This window comes from Kitasatospora sp. NPDC004289 (genome assembly GCF_053602875.1).
Window position 1 is genome coordinate 1 of the sequence record NZ_JBSGEL010000096.1, and the last position, 15,544, is coordinate 15,544.

15 protein-coding genes and 1 pseudogene are annotated in these 15,544 nt (G+C 74.2%); 9 read left to right on the forward strand and 7 right to left on the reverse strand.

What is annotated here, in order from left to right; genetic code table 11:
• The 4 genes and pseudogenes from ACWEPF_RS36165 to ACWEPF_RS36180 all read left to right on the forward strand — a co-directional run.
• A pseudogene (locus tag ACWEPF_RS36165) lies at nucleotides 1-113 on the forward strand (helix-turn-helix domain-containing protein); the annotation flags it as partial.
• Between the two features lie 26 nt (nucleotides 114-139).
• On the forward strand, nucleotides 140-1,618 hold the full coding sequence (locus ACWEPF_RS36170; RefSeq protein ID WP_452175939.1) for a hypothetical protein: 1,479 nt from the start codon (nucleotides 140-142) through the stop codon (nucleotides 1,616-1,618).
• Nucleotides 1,619-1,689: 71 nt separating this feature from the next.
• Nucleotides 1,690-2,589: an ABC transporter ATP-binding protein gene (locus ACWEPF_RS36175; RefSeq protein WP_452175956.1), complete on the forward strand. Its 900-nt coding sequence runs from the start codon at nucleotides 1,690-1,692 to the stop codon at nucleotides 2,587-2,589.
• A 640-nt stretch (nucleotides 2,590-3,229) separates the two neighbouring features.
• On the forward strand, nucleotides 3,230-3,820 hold the full coding sequence (locus ACWEPF_RS36180; protein ID WP_452175940.1) for an SMI1/KNR4 family protein: 591 nt from the start codon (nucleotides 3,230-3,232) through the stop codon (nucleotides 3,818-3,820).
• A gap of 86 nt (nucleotides 3,821-3,906) precedes the next feature.
• Here the strand turns inward: ACWEPF_RS36180 and ACWEPF_RS36185 are convergent, their stop codons facing one another.
• A complete protein-coding gene (locus ACWEPF_RS36185) occupies nucleotides 3,907-4,548 on the reverse strand; it encodes a response regulator (protein ID WP_452175941.1) in 642 nt (213 codons plus the stop codon).
• Nucleotides 4,549-4,586: 38 nt separating this feature from the next.
• Complete coding sequence (locus tag ACWEPF_RS36190; RefSeq protein ID WP_452175942.1) at nucleotides 4,587-5,828, reverse strand: sensor histidine kinase; 1,242 nt, start codon at nucleotides 5,826-5,828, stop codon at nucleotides 4,587-4,589.
• Nucleotides 5,829-5,977: 149 nt separating this feature from the next.
• Between ACWEPF_RS36190 and ACWEPF_RS36195 the strand changes: the two genes are divergently transcribed.
• From ACWEPF_RS36195 to ACWEPF_RS36205, 3 genes are read left to right on the forward strand one after another with little or no spacing between them, the layout of a single operon-like run.
• Nucleotides 5,978-6,736 carry an ABC transporter ATP-binding protein gene (locus ACWEPF_RS36195; protein ID WP_452175943.1) on the forward strand — a complete coding sequence of 253 codons (759 nt, stop codon included), beginning with the start codon at nucleotides 5,978-5,980 and terminating at the stop codon, nucleotides 6,734-6,736.
• A 1-nt stretch (nucleotide 6,737) separates the two neighbouring features.
• Nucleotides 6,738-9,137, forward strand: a complete 2,400-nt coding sequence (locus ACWEPF_RS36200; RefSeq protein WP_452175944.1) for an FtsX-like permease family protein — start codon at nucleotides 6,738-6,740, stop codon at nucleotides 9,135-9,137.
• A gap of 47 nt (nucleotides 9,138-9,184) precedes the next feature.
• Entirely contained in the window at nucleotides 9,185-9,721 is a 537-nt protein-coding gene (locus ACWEPF_RS36205) for a hypothetical protein (RefSeq protein WP_452175945.1), read from the forward strand.
• A 24-nt stretch (nucleotides 9,722-9,745) separates the two neighbouring features.
• Here the strand turns inward: ACWEPF_RS36205 and ACWEPF_RS36210 are convergent, their stop codons facing one another.
• Genes ACWEPF_RS36210 through ACWEPF_RS36220 form a run of 3 tightly spaced genes read right to left on the reverse strand, consistent with a single transcriptional unit; the run spans nucleotide 9,746 to nucleotide 13,095 of the window.
• Entirely contained in the window at nucleotides 9,746-11,869 is a 2,124-nt protein-coding gene (locus tag ACWEPF_RS36210) for a HEAT repeat domain-containing protein (protein ID WP_452175946.1), read from the reverse strand.
• Between the two features lie 46 nt (nucleotides 11,870-11,915).
• Nucleotides 11,916-12,740 carry a hypothetical protein gene (locus ACWEPF_RS36215; RefSeq protein WP_452175947.1) on the reverse strand — a complete coding sequence of 275 codons (825 nt, stop codon included), beginning with the start codon at nucleotides 12,738-12,740 and terminating at the stop codon, nucleotides 11,916-11,918.
• The gene (locus ACWEPF_RS36220; RefSeq protein ID WP_452175948.1) at nucleotides 12,721-13,095 is read right to left on the reverse strand and encodes a hypothetical protein; all 375 of its coding nucleotides are present in this window, start codon (nucleotides 13,093-13,095) and stop codon (nucleotides 12,721-12,723) included. Before ACWEPF_RS36220 ends, ACWEPF_RS36215 begins: the two co-directional genes overlap by 20 nt.
• A gap of 247 nt (nucleotides 13,096-13,342) precedes the next feature.
• On the opposite strand from ACWEPF_RS36220, the gene ACWEPF_RS36225 reads away from it, so the two are divergent.
• Both ACWEPF_RS36225 and ACWEPF_RS36230 read left to right on the forward strand, forming a co-directional pair.
• Nucleotides 13,343-13,828 carry a YfbM family protein gene (locus tag ACWEPF_RS36225; protein ID WP_452175949.1) on the forward strand — a complete coding sequence of 162 codons (486 nt, stop codon included), beginning with the start codon at nucleotides 13,343-13,345 and terminating at the stop codon, nucleotides 13,826-13,828.
• Between the two features lie 105 nt (nucleotides 13,829-13,933).
• Entirely contained in the window at nucleotides 13,934-14,491 is a 558-nt protein-coding gene (locus tag ACWEPF_RS36230; RefSeq protein ID WP_452175950.1) for a hypothetical protein, read from the forward strand.
• Nucleotides 14,492-14,524: 33 nt separating this feature from the next.
• Here ACWEPF_RS36230 and ACWEPF_RS36235 read toward each other — a convergent pair whose 3' ends face one another.
• Together ACWEPF_RS36235 and ACWEPF_RS36240 are read right to left on the reverse strand one after the other, a co-directional pair.
• On the reverse strand, nucleotides 14,525-14,980 hold the full coding sequence (locus ACWEPF_RS36235) for a hypothetical protein (protein ID WP_452175951.1): 456 nt from the start codon (nucleotides 14,978-14,980) through the stop codon (nucleotides 14,525-14,527).
• A gap of 261 nt (nucleotides 14,981-15,241) precedes the next feature.
• Nucleotides 15,242-15,544 (reverse strand): hypothetical protein (locus tag ACWEPF_RS36240; RefSeq protein WP_452175952.1); only part of this gene is annotated, 303 nt, incomplete at its 5' end.

Sequence of the window (15,544 nt, forward strand, 5' to 3'; positions counted from 1 at the left end):
GCTACACCCAGCCCGCGATCACCCAGCAGATGAAGGCGCTGGAGCGCGAGGTCGGCGTCCCGCTGTTCACCCGGGCCGGGCCAGGCCGCTGCCGCGCTCGCGCAGGCTCGTCCTGGAGGCCCTGGTCCTGCTGGCCGCCGTGGGCGGGCTGGTCTCCCTGCGCGGCCGGGGGGCCTTCAGCGGCGAGGGCATCGACCTCCAACTGGCGCTGGTGCCGGTGGTGTTGGCGCTGGTGCTGGTGGTGGCGCTGATCCGGGTCCTGCCGGCGCTGCTGCTGCGCGCCACCCGCTGGGCCCGCCGGTCCTCCGGTGTGGTGCCGCTGGTGGCCCTGGCGAGGGCCGGGGCGCAGAGCGGTGCCGCCGCCCTCGCCCTGCTGGTGCTGGTCCTGGCGATGGGCAGTGGAGTCTTCGGCGGCATGGTCGCGCGCTCCCTGGAGGGCAGTCGCGCCCAGAGCGCCGACTGGCGCACCGGCGGTGCGCCGACCGCCCTGGTCGGCCCGCGGGCCCGGCTGCCCGAGGACCTGTCGCAGGTGCGGACGGTGGGCCGGCAGGTGCTGGTCACCGGCGCCAGCGGCGAGCTGACCGCCCAGGAGAGCGGTGCCACCGTCCCGTCGGCCGAACTGGTCGCCCTGGACGCCGACGCCCTGCGCGCCGCGGTGCCCACCTCGCCGCTGGCCGCCGCCCTCACGGCAGCCCGTGAGGCAGGGCCGGCCGAGGACGGCACCGCTTCCGACGGCACTGCTTCCGACGGGACCGCTTCCGCCGCTGGATCCGGCGCAGCAGAGCGGGTATGGACGGCGCTGGCCGATCCCGCGCTGGCCCGCTCGTTCCCCGACGAGGTCCTGGAGGTGGCGGCCTTCGGGACCACCAACTTCCGGGTGCGGGTGGTCGGGGCGCTGCCGCCGGCAGCCCTGCGCGACCCGGTCCTCGGGCCGGTGCTGGGCAGCGAACGGGCACCCGCCGCCCTGCTGGTCTTCACCGATCCGTCGGCGCAGCGGCAGCTGCCCACCACCGGCGGGCACCCGTCCGCCCTGCTGCTCCACCCCGCCGACGGCGGGCCGCCGGTCGACCGCTCCGCCGTCAGCGCCGCCGCGGCCGGGGCGCTGGCGCCGGGCGGTGTGGTCGGCCCGGCGGTGGAACTCCGCGCGCACGAGCAGGAGTTGGCGGTGCTGCGCGGCGACGGGCTGGCCCGCTCGCTCCGCCTGGCCTTCCGGCTCACCACCGGCACCGCGCTGCTGCTGGCCCTCGGCGCGGTCGCCCTGGAGTTGGTGCTCAGCTCGGCCGAGCGTGCCCGCACCACCTCCTACCTGCGCACGCTGGGGCTCGGCGGTGCGAGCCTGACCGCGCTCCAACTGCTGCAGCTGCTACCGCTGTTCGCCGCCTCGGCGATCGGCGGCACCGCGCTCGGGGCGGTGCTCCCCGCCGCACTCGGCCCGGGCCTGGAGCTGCGGGCCCTGACCGGCGGACCGTTCGAACCGGCCGTCCAGGTCGACTGGACGACCACGGCGGTGCTCGGCACCGCACTGGCGGCGCTGCTCCTCGGCGCCGCCGCTCTGGAGGCGGCGATCGTCCGCCGACGCGGCCTCGGGGCCGTGCTGCGACTGGGGGAGGCCCTGTGACCGTCCGAGCTGCCGAACTGCCGGAGAACCGCACCACGACCGCCGCCGGCGCGGGGCGGTCCGCCGCGCCGATGGTGACCTGCGAGAGCCTGGTGCGGATCTACCGCACCGGCACGGCCGGGCGCCGGAGCACCGAGGTACAAGCCCTCCAGGGCCTCGACCTCACCGTCCAGGAGGGCGAACTCCTCGCCCTGGTCGGGGCGTCGGGCTCCGGCAAGTCCACCCTGCTCGGCATCCTGGCCGGCCGGGACACCCCGAGCGCGGGCACCGTCCGGGTCGCGGGGACCGACCTGTCCGCGCTCGGGCGCCGGGGCCGTACGGTCTACCGGCGCCGCACCGTCGGGGTGGTGCGGCAGCAGACCGCCAGCAACCTGCTGCCGTACCTGACGGCCCGTGAGAACGTCCAGCTGCCGATGGCCTACGCGGGCCTGCCGCGCCGTCAACGGGCCACCCGGGCCCTGGAGCTGCTCGACCTGATGGGCATCGCCCGGCTGGCCGGGCGCACGCCGGGCACGATGTCGGGCGGCGAGCAGCAGCGGGTCGCGATCGCCGTCGCCCTGGCCAACCGTCCGCAGCTGCTGCTCGCCGACGAGCCCACCGGCGAGCTGGACAGCGCCACCTCCGAGGAGGTCTTCGGCGCCCTGCGCGCGGCCAACACCGAGCTCGGCACCACCGTCCTGATCGTCACCCACGACGCCTTGGTGGCCGACCAGGTCCGCCGCACGATCCGCATCCGCGACGGGAGGATCTCCACCGAGGTGCTCCGGCACGCCGAGCAGGCGGGCACCGCGCCGGGCACCCCGCCGGCCGGTCAGGAGTACGCCGTCCTCGACCGGGTCGGCCGCCTCCAACTCCCGCGCGAATTCACCGAATCGCTCGGCCTGGCGCACCGGGTCCGGCTGGTCCTGGAGGAGGACCACATCACCGTCTGGCCCGACCGGCACCACCCGTCCGGGCCCGACCGGCACTGAGCTCGTGCTGCATCCGTCAGGCTCGAACTTCAACTCGAACATGAGCACCGGGTCGGGAACTCGCCAGACGCGGCGGCGGCCCCTGCCTGATCCTCAGCTGCGATCAAGGAGACAGGCTCAGTCTTCCGGGGTCATTTCCCCGGATGCCCGTCCGGCCGTCGGGACGCGTTGCTGGGTGCAGACGGGCAGGGGACTTCGTTTCGCCGCGACGCCAGTCCCGCGGCTCAGCCGCTGGCCGCGAGCTCGATGCATGGTGCCTGTTCAGCCCCAACCACCGGCTCGACGACGAGAGGGGCGAACTGGTCACCCCCTGGACCTTCTTTGTCCAGGCACTTCGGGTCGGCGCCGGTGAACCGTTCTTCGCACCAGGTCCCGATGCGCTCCGCGAGGTCCGCTGCCGGCTCAGACGGAGACGGGCACTCGGTCACCACCTCGGGGTGCAGCAAGCACGGCTCGGGCAGGTACTTGCCATGCCTCGACCTGTCCGCGGGTTGCGGTGGTTTCACGCAGATCCGGTCAGGGCCAGGATTCCCGATCCTCATCATCGAGCGCCACGCTGTCAAGGCACAGGTGTACGTTCCTGACAGCTCGCTGTCGGTGTGCCTGCATATGCTCGCCACGACTGAGTGGGAGGAACGCAGTGGAAGATCAGAGGGCCATCGCGGCGCTGGTGGAGGTCATGCCGGCAGATCTCGGGGCTGATGAGGAGGTCGACTGGACCGAGGCGGAGGCTCGGTGGGGAACGCGCTTTCCGCGGGACTACATGGCCTTCATGTCCGTGTACGGCGGGGGTTCATTCGATGGGCTCTCCGTCCTGATGCCCCTTCCCAAGGAGTACATCCAGTGGGACCCGGGGACGCTGGAGGAAGAGACCGAGAACGCGCGCTACACCTGGGAGATGGTGGGCGGTCAGGAAGGTCTCGACATCGACCCCGCCCACATCCTTGCTTGGGGGGTCACTTCGGGTGCGGACATCCTGTGCTGGTTGACCACCGATCCCGACCCCGACCGCTGGCCCGTTCTGGTCTGTGGCCGGCACACCCGAGAGGACTTCACCGTCTTCCCCGGCGGCATGGTCGAGTTCCTTCGCAAGTTGCTCCTCAACGAGTACGAGCCCTATCCGGTCAGCCTCGATCTGCGCGACGCGCAGCCTCGTTACGTGCACTGGCTCGAGATGCAGCGCCGGTGGAGGGCAGAGCGGGAGTCCCTCGGTCACGAGGTCGGCGCGTAGCCGTGGTCGTCGCCAGGGTCGTCTCCTGCTGGAAGTTCGGGCACGGTCACCGCCGGGCGCCGACCGGTGGGGCGGCCGGCTGGGCGTCAGCCGCGGAGGTAGGCGAGGACGGCGAGGACCCGGCGGTGGTCGGTGTCGGCCGGGGGGAGGTCGAGTTTGGCCAGGATGTTGCCGATGTGCTTGGCGACCGCCGCCTCGCCGACCACCAGGCGGGCGGCGATGGCGGCGTTGGAGCGGCCCTCGGCCATCAGTGCCAGCACCTCGCGCTCCCGGGAGGTCAACCGCTGGAGCGGTGCGCGCTGGTGGCCGAGGAGCTGCCGCACCACCTCGGGATCGATCACGGTGCCCCCGGCCGCGACCCGTTCGACCGCGTCGACGAACTCCTCCACCTCGCCGACCCGGTCCTTCAGCAGGTAGCCGACCCCGGCGCCGCGCCCGGAGTCGAGCAGCTCGGCGGCGAAGGTCTGGCCGACGTACTGGCTCAGCACCAGGACCGCCAGCGAGGGTCGCTCGCCGCGCAGGGCGACGGCGGCCCGCAGCCCCTCGTCGGTGAAACCGGGCGGCATCCGGACATCGGTCACCACGATGTCCGGGTCGTGCTCGGCGACCGCCGCGAGCAGTGACGGGGCGTCACCGACGGCGGCCACCACAGTGTGCCCGAACCGCTCCAGCATGCCGACCAGTCCGCCGCGCAGCAGTGCGGCGTCCTCGGCCAGTACCACTCGCACGCCTGTCCGTACCCCCGCCCGTTCGCCCACGCGCTCGTCTATACGCTCGGACAAGGGATCTCCACGGTGATCACGGTCGGCCCGCCGGTCGGGCTCGACACCGACAGTGTGCCGTCCGCCGCGGCCGCCCGGTCGGCCAGCCCTGCCAGGCCGGTCCCGGCCGCCGGGTCCGCCCCGCCGGCACCGTCGTCGTGCACCTCCACCACCAGCAGCTCGCCGAGCAGCCGCCCCCGCACCTCGGCCCGGGTGGCGCCGCTGTGCCGGGCCACGTTCGCCAGCGCCTCGGCCACCACGAAGTACGCGGTCGCCTCCACCGACGCGGGCATCCGGCCGGGCAGGGCGACGTCCACGGAGACCGGCACCGGCGAGCGGCTGGCCACCTCGGTGGTGGCGGCGGCCAGGCCCCGGTCGGTCAGCACCTGCGGGTGCACGCCGCGGATCAGTTCGCGCAGCTCGGCCAGCGCCAGCCGGGCCTGCTCATGTGCCTCGGCCACTCCCAGCGCGGCGGGCGAGCCCGCCGGCAGGTCCAGCCGGGCCATCCCGAGGGCGATGGTGAGCGCCACCAGCCGTTGCTGGGCCCCGTCGTGCAGATCGCGCTCGATGCGGCGCCGCTCCACCTCGAAGGCATCCACCAGCCGAGCCCGTGACCTGGACAACTCGCCTATTCGGGCGCCGAGTTCGGCCTCCCTGGGCGAGAGGACGGAGCGGGCGAAGGCGGCCCGCGCACCCGCCCAGACGGTGACCGGGAAGGCCGCCACCAGCAGCAGCACCGGAATCGCCAGCAGCAGGAACGCGGTGCCGTACCAGGGGATGAAGGGGTCGACCACGATCTCGATCCCGGCCATCACCGGCAGGGCGAAGGAGGCCACCAGCACCCCAAGGTCCAACCACCACAAGGCCAGCACCGACACCGCCACGTACCCGAGTTCGCGCCAGGTCTGCTGCTCGCGCAGCCGGGTGTGCAGCCAGCCGCGCACACCCGGCCGGTCCGGTGCGCGGTGCGGGTCGGGCGCCGGATCGAGGTCGACCAGCCGCAGCCGCCAGCGCTCCAGCCGGGCCACCGCCACCCCGGACAGGCCCGCCGCGAACAGCAGCGCGAAGCCGACCAGGAAGATCGTCAGCAGCGCCCCGCCCGCCAGCAGGCCCAGCAGCACCGCCCCCGTCGCCGCACCGGTGAGCACCCCCGACACCAGGTACCCGAGCGACCGCCAGGGCCAGGAGGAGGCCAGGAAGTGCACCGGATTGCGGGTGATGGCCTGCCAGGCGGTCCGTACGGTCACCCGGCCGACTCTAGCGAGCCCCTCCGGCGGCCACAGTAGTGCTGGCTCTACCCCCGCGACTCCAGCCCGGGCCCGTGAAACGTGCCGTTCGGGCCGGTTGGCTGGGGCCCATGACGATCCATCGGACAGAACGGGCCCAGGCGGCGCCGGTGAACGGAACGCAGGCCGTGAGCCTGCGCGCCGTCCACCGGGTGCACGGAACGGGCGAGAACGCGGTCACGGCCCTGGACGGGGTGAGCCTCGGCTTCCCGGCCGGCAGCTTCACGGCGGTGATGGGCCCCTCCGGCTCGGGCAAGTCGACCCTGCTGCACTGCGCGGCCGGCCTGGAACGCCCCACCGCGGGCACGGTCACGGTGGCGGGCACCGACCTCGGCCCGCTCGGCGAGCACCAGCTGACCCTGCTGCGCCGCGAGCGGATCGGCTTCGTCTTCCAGTCCTTCAACCTGGTCTCCTCGCTCACCGCCGAACAGAACGTCGCCCTCCCGCTGCGCCTGGCCGGCCGGAAGCCGGACCGCACGGCCGTGCGCGCCGCGCTCGCCGAGGTCGGGCTCGCCGACCGTGCCGGGCACCGGCCCGGCCAGCTCTCCGGCGGACAGCAGCAACGCGTCGCCATCGCCCGGGCGTTGGTCACCGGCCCCGAGGTGATCTTCGCCGACGAGCCGACCGGCGCCTTGGACACCGCCTCCTCGCGCGAGGTGCTCGCCCTGCTGCGCGGGGCCGTCGACCGGCACGGCCGCACGGTGGTGATGGTCACTCACGACCCGGTCGCCGCCGCCGTCGCCGACCGGGTGGTCCTCCTCGCCGACGGGCGGGTGGCCGACATCGCCCACGGCCTCGACGCCGCCGCCATCGCCACCCGGACCACCCTCGCGGCCCAGGCCGCGCCGACCGCCGCGCCGGGGGTCTGACGTGCTGTCACTCCCCGCCCTGCGCCACCGCTGGCCCGCCTTCGCCGCCACCTTCCTGGCCCTGTCGCTCGGCGTCTCCCTGATCACCGCCGCCCTGCTGGTGCAGCTCTCCGCCCGCCCCCGGGTCCCCGAACGGCTGGCCGGGGCCCCGCTGTACGTGCGCGCGGGCGAGGCGCCGTGGTCACCCGAGACCGTCCGGGAGCTGACTGCCCGCATCGCCGCCCTGCCGGGGGTCACCGCCGTGGTGGCAGACCGTCCCTTCCACGCCCAACTCCTGCGGGACGGGCGGCCCGTGGGCCGCGCGGAACGCGGCGAGCGGCAGGGCAACGCCTGGTCGGCGGCGGCCCTCGCGCCCTTCCCCCTGCGGAGCGGACGGCCTCCGGCCGAGCCGACGGACGTGGTGCTCGGCAGCTCGCTCGGAGTCCCCGCCGGTGCGACCGTGACCGTGCTGACGGCCGCCGGCCCGGCCCGACGGACCGTCACCGGCACGGTGGACGGCACCGGTCTGTACGTGGCCGACGCGGAGGCCGCCCGGCTCGCGAGTGGCGTCCGGCTGCTGGGGATCCACGCCCCTCCGGAGTCTGCCGTAGCGGTCGGTGAGGTGGTCGGCGAGGCCGGGGAGGTCCTCGCCGGTGAGCGGCGGACCGCGCTGGAGGAGCCCGGCCGGACCGCCGTCCGCGAGATCGGGGCCCAGGTGCTCTCGGCCACGGTCTCGCTGGCGGCCTTCTCCTCGGTTTTCGTGACCGCGTCCACCTTCGCCTTCTCGGCCGGGCTGCGGCGTCGGGAGTTCGGCCTGCTGCGAGCGGTCGGTGCGACGCCCCGTCAGCTCCGGCGCGCCGTCCTGGGCGAGGCCCTGGGCGTGGCGGCGGTCGCCGGGGCGGTCGGCGCGGCGGTGGGTACGGTGCTCGCGCCGGTGTTCGGCCGACTCCTCGTCGGTGCGGGCTTCGAACCGTCGGGCTTCACCACCGTGATCGCGGTCTGGCCCCCGCTGGCCGCCTGGGCGGCGGGCTTGCCGGTGGCGGCCGCCGGAGCCTGGTCGGCCGCGCGGAGGGCGGGGACGGCGGCGCCGTTGGAGGCCCTGCGCGAGGCGGCGGACGACCGGCGGCCGATGGGCCGGGGGCGGCGGATCGTCGGCGGACTGTTCGCGGTGCTCGGCGGCGGGTTGGTGGTGGCGCTGGTCGGGGCGGAGGGCCAGTCGCTGGTCACCAACTCCCTGCTGGCCGCGATGGCCCTGCTCACCGCCGCGACGGTGCTCGCCCCCGCCGTGGTGCCACCTGTCGTCCGGCTGGCCACCTGGCCGTTCGGGCGGAGCGGACGGCGTGGGTGGACCGGACGGCGTGGGGGAGCGACCGGGATGCTGGTCCGGGAGGGCGCGCTCGGTGCCGTCGGGCGGACCGCCTCCACGGCTGCCCCGGTGATCGTGACCGTCGGCTTCGCGGTGCTGATCCTCGGTCAGAGCGCGACCATGGCGGAGGCCTACCGCAGCCGCGGCACGGCTGCCGTCGAGCACCGGACGGTCATCCGCCCCGACGGCACCCCCGGCCTCTCCGACGCCGTCCTCGACGCCCTTCCCGCCGACCGGACGACGGCCTCCACCACGGCCGGCGTCCGGCTGGACGGCGCCGCGGGCTGGGTCAACGCGGTCTCCCCGGCGGCCTTCCGGCCCACCGTGCTGGCCGGTTCGCTGGCGGGGTTCGGCGCCCCGGGCACGGCGGTCGCGGCCGGGCCGACCACCCCTGACGGCGTGCCGGCCCGGGTCGGCGACACCGTGGCGGTCACCTTCGCCGACGGCCGGACCGTGCCGCAGCGCGTGGTCGCCGTGGTCGAGCCGCTCGACACCCCCGGCCTGGTCCTGCCCCGGGCCACCCTCCGGGCCCACGACCCGGACGCCCTCACCGCGTTGGTGTACGTCGACGGCCTCGCGCCGGAGGCCGTGCAGCCCGCGCTGGCGGGGTTGGGCGCTTCGGCGGTCCCGGGAGCGGATTACCGGTCCGACGCCTCGGCCCGCGACGACGAACTGGTCCGGATCTTCGTGCTGATCCTGATCGCGGTCTCGGTCGGATACACCGGGCTGGCGATCGTGAACACCCTGGTGCTGTCGGTCTCCGGCCGGCGCCGCGACTTCGCCGTCCTGCGCCTCTCCGGGGCCACGGCGGGCCAGGTCCGGCGGGTGGTCGCGGCCGAGGCCGCGCTGGTCGCCGCCACCGGAGCCGCCCTCGGCCTCGCCGTCGCCCTCGGCGCCCTGCTCGGCGTCCGCTCCGGCCTGGCCGCCGACCTCGGCCGCCCCGTCCGCCTGCTGATCCCGGCCGGCCCGGTCGTCACGGTCCTCGCCGCCTGCGTGGGCCTCGCGGTGGCGGCCGCCGTCGGTGCCGCCCGGCCGTCCCCGCACCGCCGGGACTGACGGACCGTCGGTCGGAGGGGGCGGGAGCGGGGGTTAGAGTCCAGGTCATGAACGTGGACAGGACCCAGTGGGACCAGATCGCCGCCCTCCTCCCGGAGGCGGCCGCAGCGGAGGTCGCGGACTGCTGGGAGAACGGCGAGCAGGAGGCCGGGCTCCGGCTGCTGGTGGAGGGACTGCTCGCCTTCCAGATACCCGTGGGTGAAGCGGACCGGGCCAGGATCGCCGTCCTCACGGAGCAGTGGGGCGTGCGCGAGCTCCTCGCACCGGGCCTGCTCCGCTGCCTCGGTGACGGGGCGTCGGCCCCCGTCCGCCTCCTCGACGCCGAGGCCGAGGGCGCCGAACTCCTCCCCGGCGGCCCCGACCTGCCCGGGCTGCTGCTGGCCCCCTGGATGCGCTGCACCCGCTGCGGCCACTACCTCCTGCGCGCCCACCGCTGGGAGGACTGGGACGACCTCTCCCACGACGCCGAGCACTACACCCTCGCCTCGGCCGACCGCTCCACCCTGCTGCGCACCTACCCGGCCGACGCGGTCACCGAGGCCTTCACCGAACTCCTCGACCACTGCCCGGCCGACCACCGGTAGCGCCGCCGGATCGCACGGACCGCGTCAGGCCGGCTCGCTGACGACGGCTCGACAGAGCTCCAGCAGCTCCTCGTCCCTCTCGACGCTCGCGAAGAACCCACCGCTGCGCCGCACCCGGGCCAGTTCGGCGCGGACCCGGGGCAGGGCGGGTGCGGCGGCCGTGCCCATCCCTCGCAGGCACCGGAGGACGGGGACGGCCGTCGAGTCGTTCTCCTCCCAGGCACTCAGGACGACGGGCACCAAGGCCTCGGCCTCGCCGGGGCCGCCGATCGCGTGGATCGCCGCCGCCGCGTCCACCCGGGTCCCGGCGAACCCGGCCGCAAGCTCCGCGCGCAGGAGGGGGAGTGCCGCGGCGGCGGGCCCGCCGATCCGGGCGAGCAGCTCGGCGGCCTTCCCGAATCCGGTGGTGCCGAGCAGGGCGGTGAGCCGCGGGACGACGCGTCCGGCGTTGCCCTCGATCTCCCACCGGGCCCGCACGGCGGCCAGGCGGAGGTCCGGGTCCTCGGCGTCCGCGAGCGGCCGGACCACCTCCAGGGCCGGTGCCGCACCGGTGCCGAGATCGGCCAGGGCGTTGACGACGGCCGCCGCGCCGCGCCACTGCTCGTGCCGGACGGCGGTCACCAGTGCGGCGGTGAGGGCAGGCACGGCCGCCGGGTCGCCGAGCTGACGCAGCGCCGCCAGCGGCCCGCAGGCGTCGGAGTAGTACCAGTCCTCGGAGAAGTCCGCTTCGGCCAGGCGGCGCGACAGCTCCGGCACCAACTCGCTCGAGGCCTGCGGGAAGTGGCCGAGGGCCGGAACGGCGCGCCAGAGGTCGGCCTCGCGGTCGAGCGCGCTCCGCAGACTGGGCAGGGCACGCTCGTCGGCGAGCCCGGCCAAGGCCATGACCGCCTCCTGGTGGGACCGGCGCAGCAACGGGTGCGGGCTGTCCCACACCTCCGGTCCGTGGGCGGTCCGTTGGGCTTCGACCAGCGCGGCGAGCGGTTCGCGGGCGCTCTCGGCGAGGGCGGCGGGGAGCCTGCCGAGGGTCTGGGCCGCCTCGGCGGAGGTGTACGGGTCGTCAGCTGACAGACGGTCGGCGATCAGGGCGACGAGGTGGGTGTGGTCGCCGCGCCAGGTGCCGATCAGGTCCGCGGCCATCGCGACGGCGTCGTAGCGGGTGGCCGCGTCGGGAGCGGTGAGTTGGGCGGTGAGCAGCGCCGCGCGTTCCGTCACCCGGGAGTCCAGGATCCGGTGGAGGGCGGTCAGCACGTCGGTGGTCGGAGCGTGGACGCGGCCGCGGCGGTCGAGTTCGGCGAAGACGGCCGCGATCTGCGGCGGGGCACCCTCGACCGGTGCCGGCTCGGCCCGGGAGCAGGCGCACTCCCTGTCCGTGTCCTGGGCCGCGGGCTTCCGCTCGTCCGAGGGCGCTGCTCCGGTCTGGCGGAGAAGGCCGACCGCCGTCGGGACGAGGTCGGCGTCGATCGCCGCGGGGGAGCACGCGGCGCGACGGACCAGGGCGGCGAGGCGGAGGCCGGCGTCGAGCGCCGGGTCGGTGGCGAGGGCCGTCAGCCAGGAGGTCACGCCCACGCCGAGCGCGGCCGGGTGGCGCCCGGCCAGCGCCGCGGCCGCCTCGATGACCGAAAGCCGCTCCGGTGTGCCGGCCTCGGCCGCCAGCCGTTGCCGCAGCAGCGCGAAGGCGCGGTCGGCGTCCTCGAGGAACATCGCGAGCGCCGGGACGGCGGCGAGCCGCACGTGCGGGTCCGCGTCCTCCGCGTACCGCACGAAGGCGTAGGAGCGTTCGGTCATCTGCGGCACCACGTCCGGGTAGGGCGTGGACTCCTGCCCCGACGGGTCGAAGTACAGGCCGTCCGGGTCCTTCTCCAGAGCTGCGCCGCCGATGCTGACGAGCAGTCGGACGACCGCCGCACGGTCGGGGACCGCCGGGTCGTCGGCGAGAGCGAACAGGAACGGAACGCTCGCCGCGGTGCTGCGGTAGACGTCCCCCTGGTGGTGGACGGCGCTGTAGAAGCTGCTGAACGCCGCCTCCCGGACGTCCCGGTCCGGGGAGGCCATCTGCTCCAGCCACAGCGGCACTTCCTCGGCCGAGCCGTAGGCGTGGCCCAGCGACGGCCAGTCGATGGCGTGGAGGCCCTCGAAGTTCTCGATCATGAACCGCACGCTGTCAGGTGCGACTGACAGCGGAGCGGCGCCGTGGTCAGGCCGTGGCCGGCCGGGCCGAGCGGGGACGGGAGCGCAGTTCGGGGAGGCGGGTGTGTTCCTCGGGGGTGGCGAGGCCGTGGTCGAGTGCGAGGAACGCGAGCAGCCGGACCGGACGGCCCGTGGCGGCGGCGGCCTCCAGCTTGTGGTGGCCGTCGAGCAGGAAGTGGGTCAGGCCCCAGTGCCGGTAGTGGTCCTCGGGTTCGCCGGTCGCCGGCTCGCACACGTCGAGGGTCGACACCGCGACGGCGGTGGGGACCGTACCGTCGGCCATCAACCGGGCGTACTCCTCGACGCGGGCGCGCGTGTTCCAGCTCGGCGGGACCATCGGCACGACGAACTCGTAGAGGTGGGCGGAGGCGTCGACCCCGGTCTCGAAGGTCCGGTAGTACGGCGTGCGGGGATGCTGAGGCAGTCCCCAGAAGCTGTCCAGGCCCCACGTGGCCACCTGCTCACCGCTGAAGTAGTCGCCCTCCTTGCCGGGGTCGACCAGGTGCGGCTCGGCCTGCAGCAGCACGGGCAGGTACTCGCCCTCCGGCAACAGCGGCGCGAACGCCGCGACCACCCGCTCGTCCACGCCGGCCAGGCCGCCACCGAGCAGCTCCTGCACCTCGGCCGAGGACAGCGTTTCGTTCGCCCCCTCCATCCGCCGGAACAGGAACGGGCACGTCCAGCACCAGTGGCTCAACTCGAAGGCGGGCTCCCCGTCCAGCTCCAGCACCCTCAGCCCGGGCCGGCCCCGCCGATCGTCGGCCCCGAACCCCAACCGCGCCGTCCCGGCCGCCACCCCGAGCCTCCGCGGCTCACCCCACGAGATCGTCACCCGCCCAGGGTACGAGCCGAGGCACCCGGGACAACGGATCACGCTCGTAGTACTCGCCGTCGTCACCCTGGACCCGTGCGTGCAGCAGCTCCGCCACCTGACACATCTTCAGGACGACTGCATGAGCCGGATTCTTGGTCCAGAGCCGCCCGTCCCGCCACCAGAGGGGCCATCGTTCGGACGGTTTCTCCCCCAGAACGATCTCGACGTCCCCATCCCAGGCGTCCGACGCCGGGGTCATCACCAGCTCGGGGTCGGCCTCGACGGCGTCCCTCCACTCCCGAGCAGTGATCTCGGACCCTCGCTCGGCGTCCCACCAGTTCTCGCGGCGGGTCACGTGCACGTCATAGCCCATGGCCGATCACCGTAGAGCGTTGGTCCGACAGGAGTGCCGTGCTGATGGCAGGCCTCTGGTGTGCGCTCCGGATGCCCTGACCGACGCAGCGCGCCGACGGGGTCAACGAGTCGTGCATCACGATGCAGGACATCGAGGGCAACGAGTTCTGCCCCGCCTGACCTCTCGGTCCGGCTGGGCTGGATGCTGCAGGATCGAGCGTGAGCCGTCCGTCGAACTGTCCGACGGTCCCGGTACGGTGCGCTGTGTGAGCCTGGGAGTGCACTTCGCCATTGATGCCGAGACCGCGGAACGCCTGTTGGCGTCCGCCGCCGACGAGGTCTCCGCGCTCGTCGAGGAGATCGAGGAGGAGGGCGTCGGCGTCGCCTACTGCGACACCGACAAGGCGTGGGACGCCATCCACCGCAGCCTGACCGACGGTCAGCTCGGCTACGACAACGGCTCCTACCCGCTGAACGCCGTGGTCCTGGGCGGGCTCCAGCTGAATGAGGGGGACGACTACGTCGTCAGCCTGCTCACCCCGGATCAGGTCCGCGACGTCGCCGGTGCCGTGGCCGAGGTGGGCCGCGAGGCGCTGAGGGCGGGCTACGAGCGCATCGACGCCGAGGACTACGGGCCGAACTTCGGCCATGAGGACTTCGTCTACACCTGGGCGAACTTCACCGACCTGGTCGTCTTCTTCCGGCAGGCGGCGGACGCGGGGAGCCACGTGATCTTCACGGTCGGTCTGTAGCGGGGCGGGGGCCGAGGGCGGCGTGGTCCCGGGGCGCCTCGGGGCCTCTGGCGGACGGGGAAAACGCGTGTCGCCGCGGGCCGTCCCGGTGCGACACTGCGCGCCGTGACCACACCTGAGCTCAGCGACATGGACTACCTCCGGGAGATCGAGCGTCTCGCCTACCGCGTCACGGTTGAGGCGTCCAGCGAGGAGTGGCTCAGACTCGAGTCGGATCCGGAAGGCGCGACGCCGCTCCAACGGAGTGTCAACGCCCTTGCGCGCGCCGTGCGGAGTTACCACTTCGACGGTGACGGCTGCCTGGAGGAGGACCGCGACCTGGTCAGGCTCGTCGGTGCCACCGTGCTGAAGCCAGGAGTCATGCCGGCAGGGGTGGGCGACGACTACGAGGCTGCATGCGCGCGGATCGGCGTCGAAGCCCGGCCGGAGGGATGGGCGCTCTGGAACACCTGGGACGACGACGGCCACCAGGTGACCATGGTGGTGTCCGCCGTCGAGACCACCCTGGGCCTCTTCGAGAACTGGTCACGAGGGCGGGCCTTCGACCCGGTGACCCCGCTTCCCTCCCAGGTCGCGCTGGTCCGCCTGGGCTGGGTCGGCCCGATGACGTTCTCGCCGCGCGGGGTCAATCGCACCGGTCGTGGCGGGCGGGCGTTGTCCTGATCTCGGTGTGCCACGGCGGCTGCCCGAGGAGGTTCACAGGCAGACGGCCGGATCGGGGACCGGGACGAGCCAGACGTCGGTGATGCCGCTGACGTAGCGGGCGCCGCAGCGGTCGGCGGGGACGACCAGTTGGGGGCCGGGGCCGTCCAGGGGGGTGCCGTCGATGCTGGTGGCGAGGAGGATCTGCTGGCCGCCGAAGTCGGGGTCGATCTCGGCCCAGGAGAGCACGGCGAGGTGGCCGTCGGCGCCGGAGACGGTGAGGAGGAGCCGTAGGCGCTGCTTGCGGCCGACCAGGTCCACCCGGGGCTCGGCGGTGCGGATGACGTCCCAGAGGCGGGGGCCTTCGAAGCCGTGGTGCTGCTCGCCGCTGCCGAGGCAGTCGAAGGTGGCCTCCACCCGGTGGACGGGGAGGTCGCGCAGTTGGGCCACCGTCAGTTCACCGGGGGCGTCGAGGAGTCCACGCAGACGGACGGCGGCGGGTTGGCTCACGGGGGGCTCCTTCCGGCCGGCGCGCGCCGGTCCGATCGGGGTGCTACCCCGATGAGGCCGCCGATACCCATGGGAATGCACTGAACGGCTTGCAGATGCGAGGCAGAATCACGGTTTCCCTGGCAGCAAGCCACTGGTTGATCGCCCAAGGCAAGGCAGCCTGAGCAGGTGTGATGCGCCAGGAGGTGGCCGGGCGGCCGGCCGGGGACGTGAGCGTCCGAAGCCGGCCGTCCGGCGCGCCAGGACCTGACGCGGGGTCGGCTACGCGAAGGTGTCGGGATAGCCGAGGTCGTAGTGGGGCGACATGGAGGAGGTCCAGGTGGTGCCGTCGAAGCGGTCGCAGAGCTCCTGGTCGCCGGTGCCGACGCGACGGCAGTAGGAGACGCTGCCGTCCGAATTCGCGATCCAGGAGCGGTCGGTGCTGTACCCCCAGTCGTTGGGCGGGGAGTAGGCGGTCACCCAGCCGGTCGGCTTGAGGACGTTGCAGACCAGGAACTGGGAGCTGGGGTCGCCGGCGCGTCCGCAGACGGCGGGGCCGTCCTTGGTGGCGAGGTAGGCGCGGTT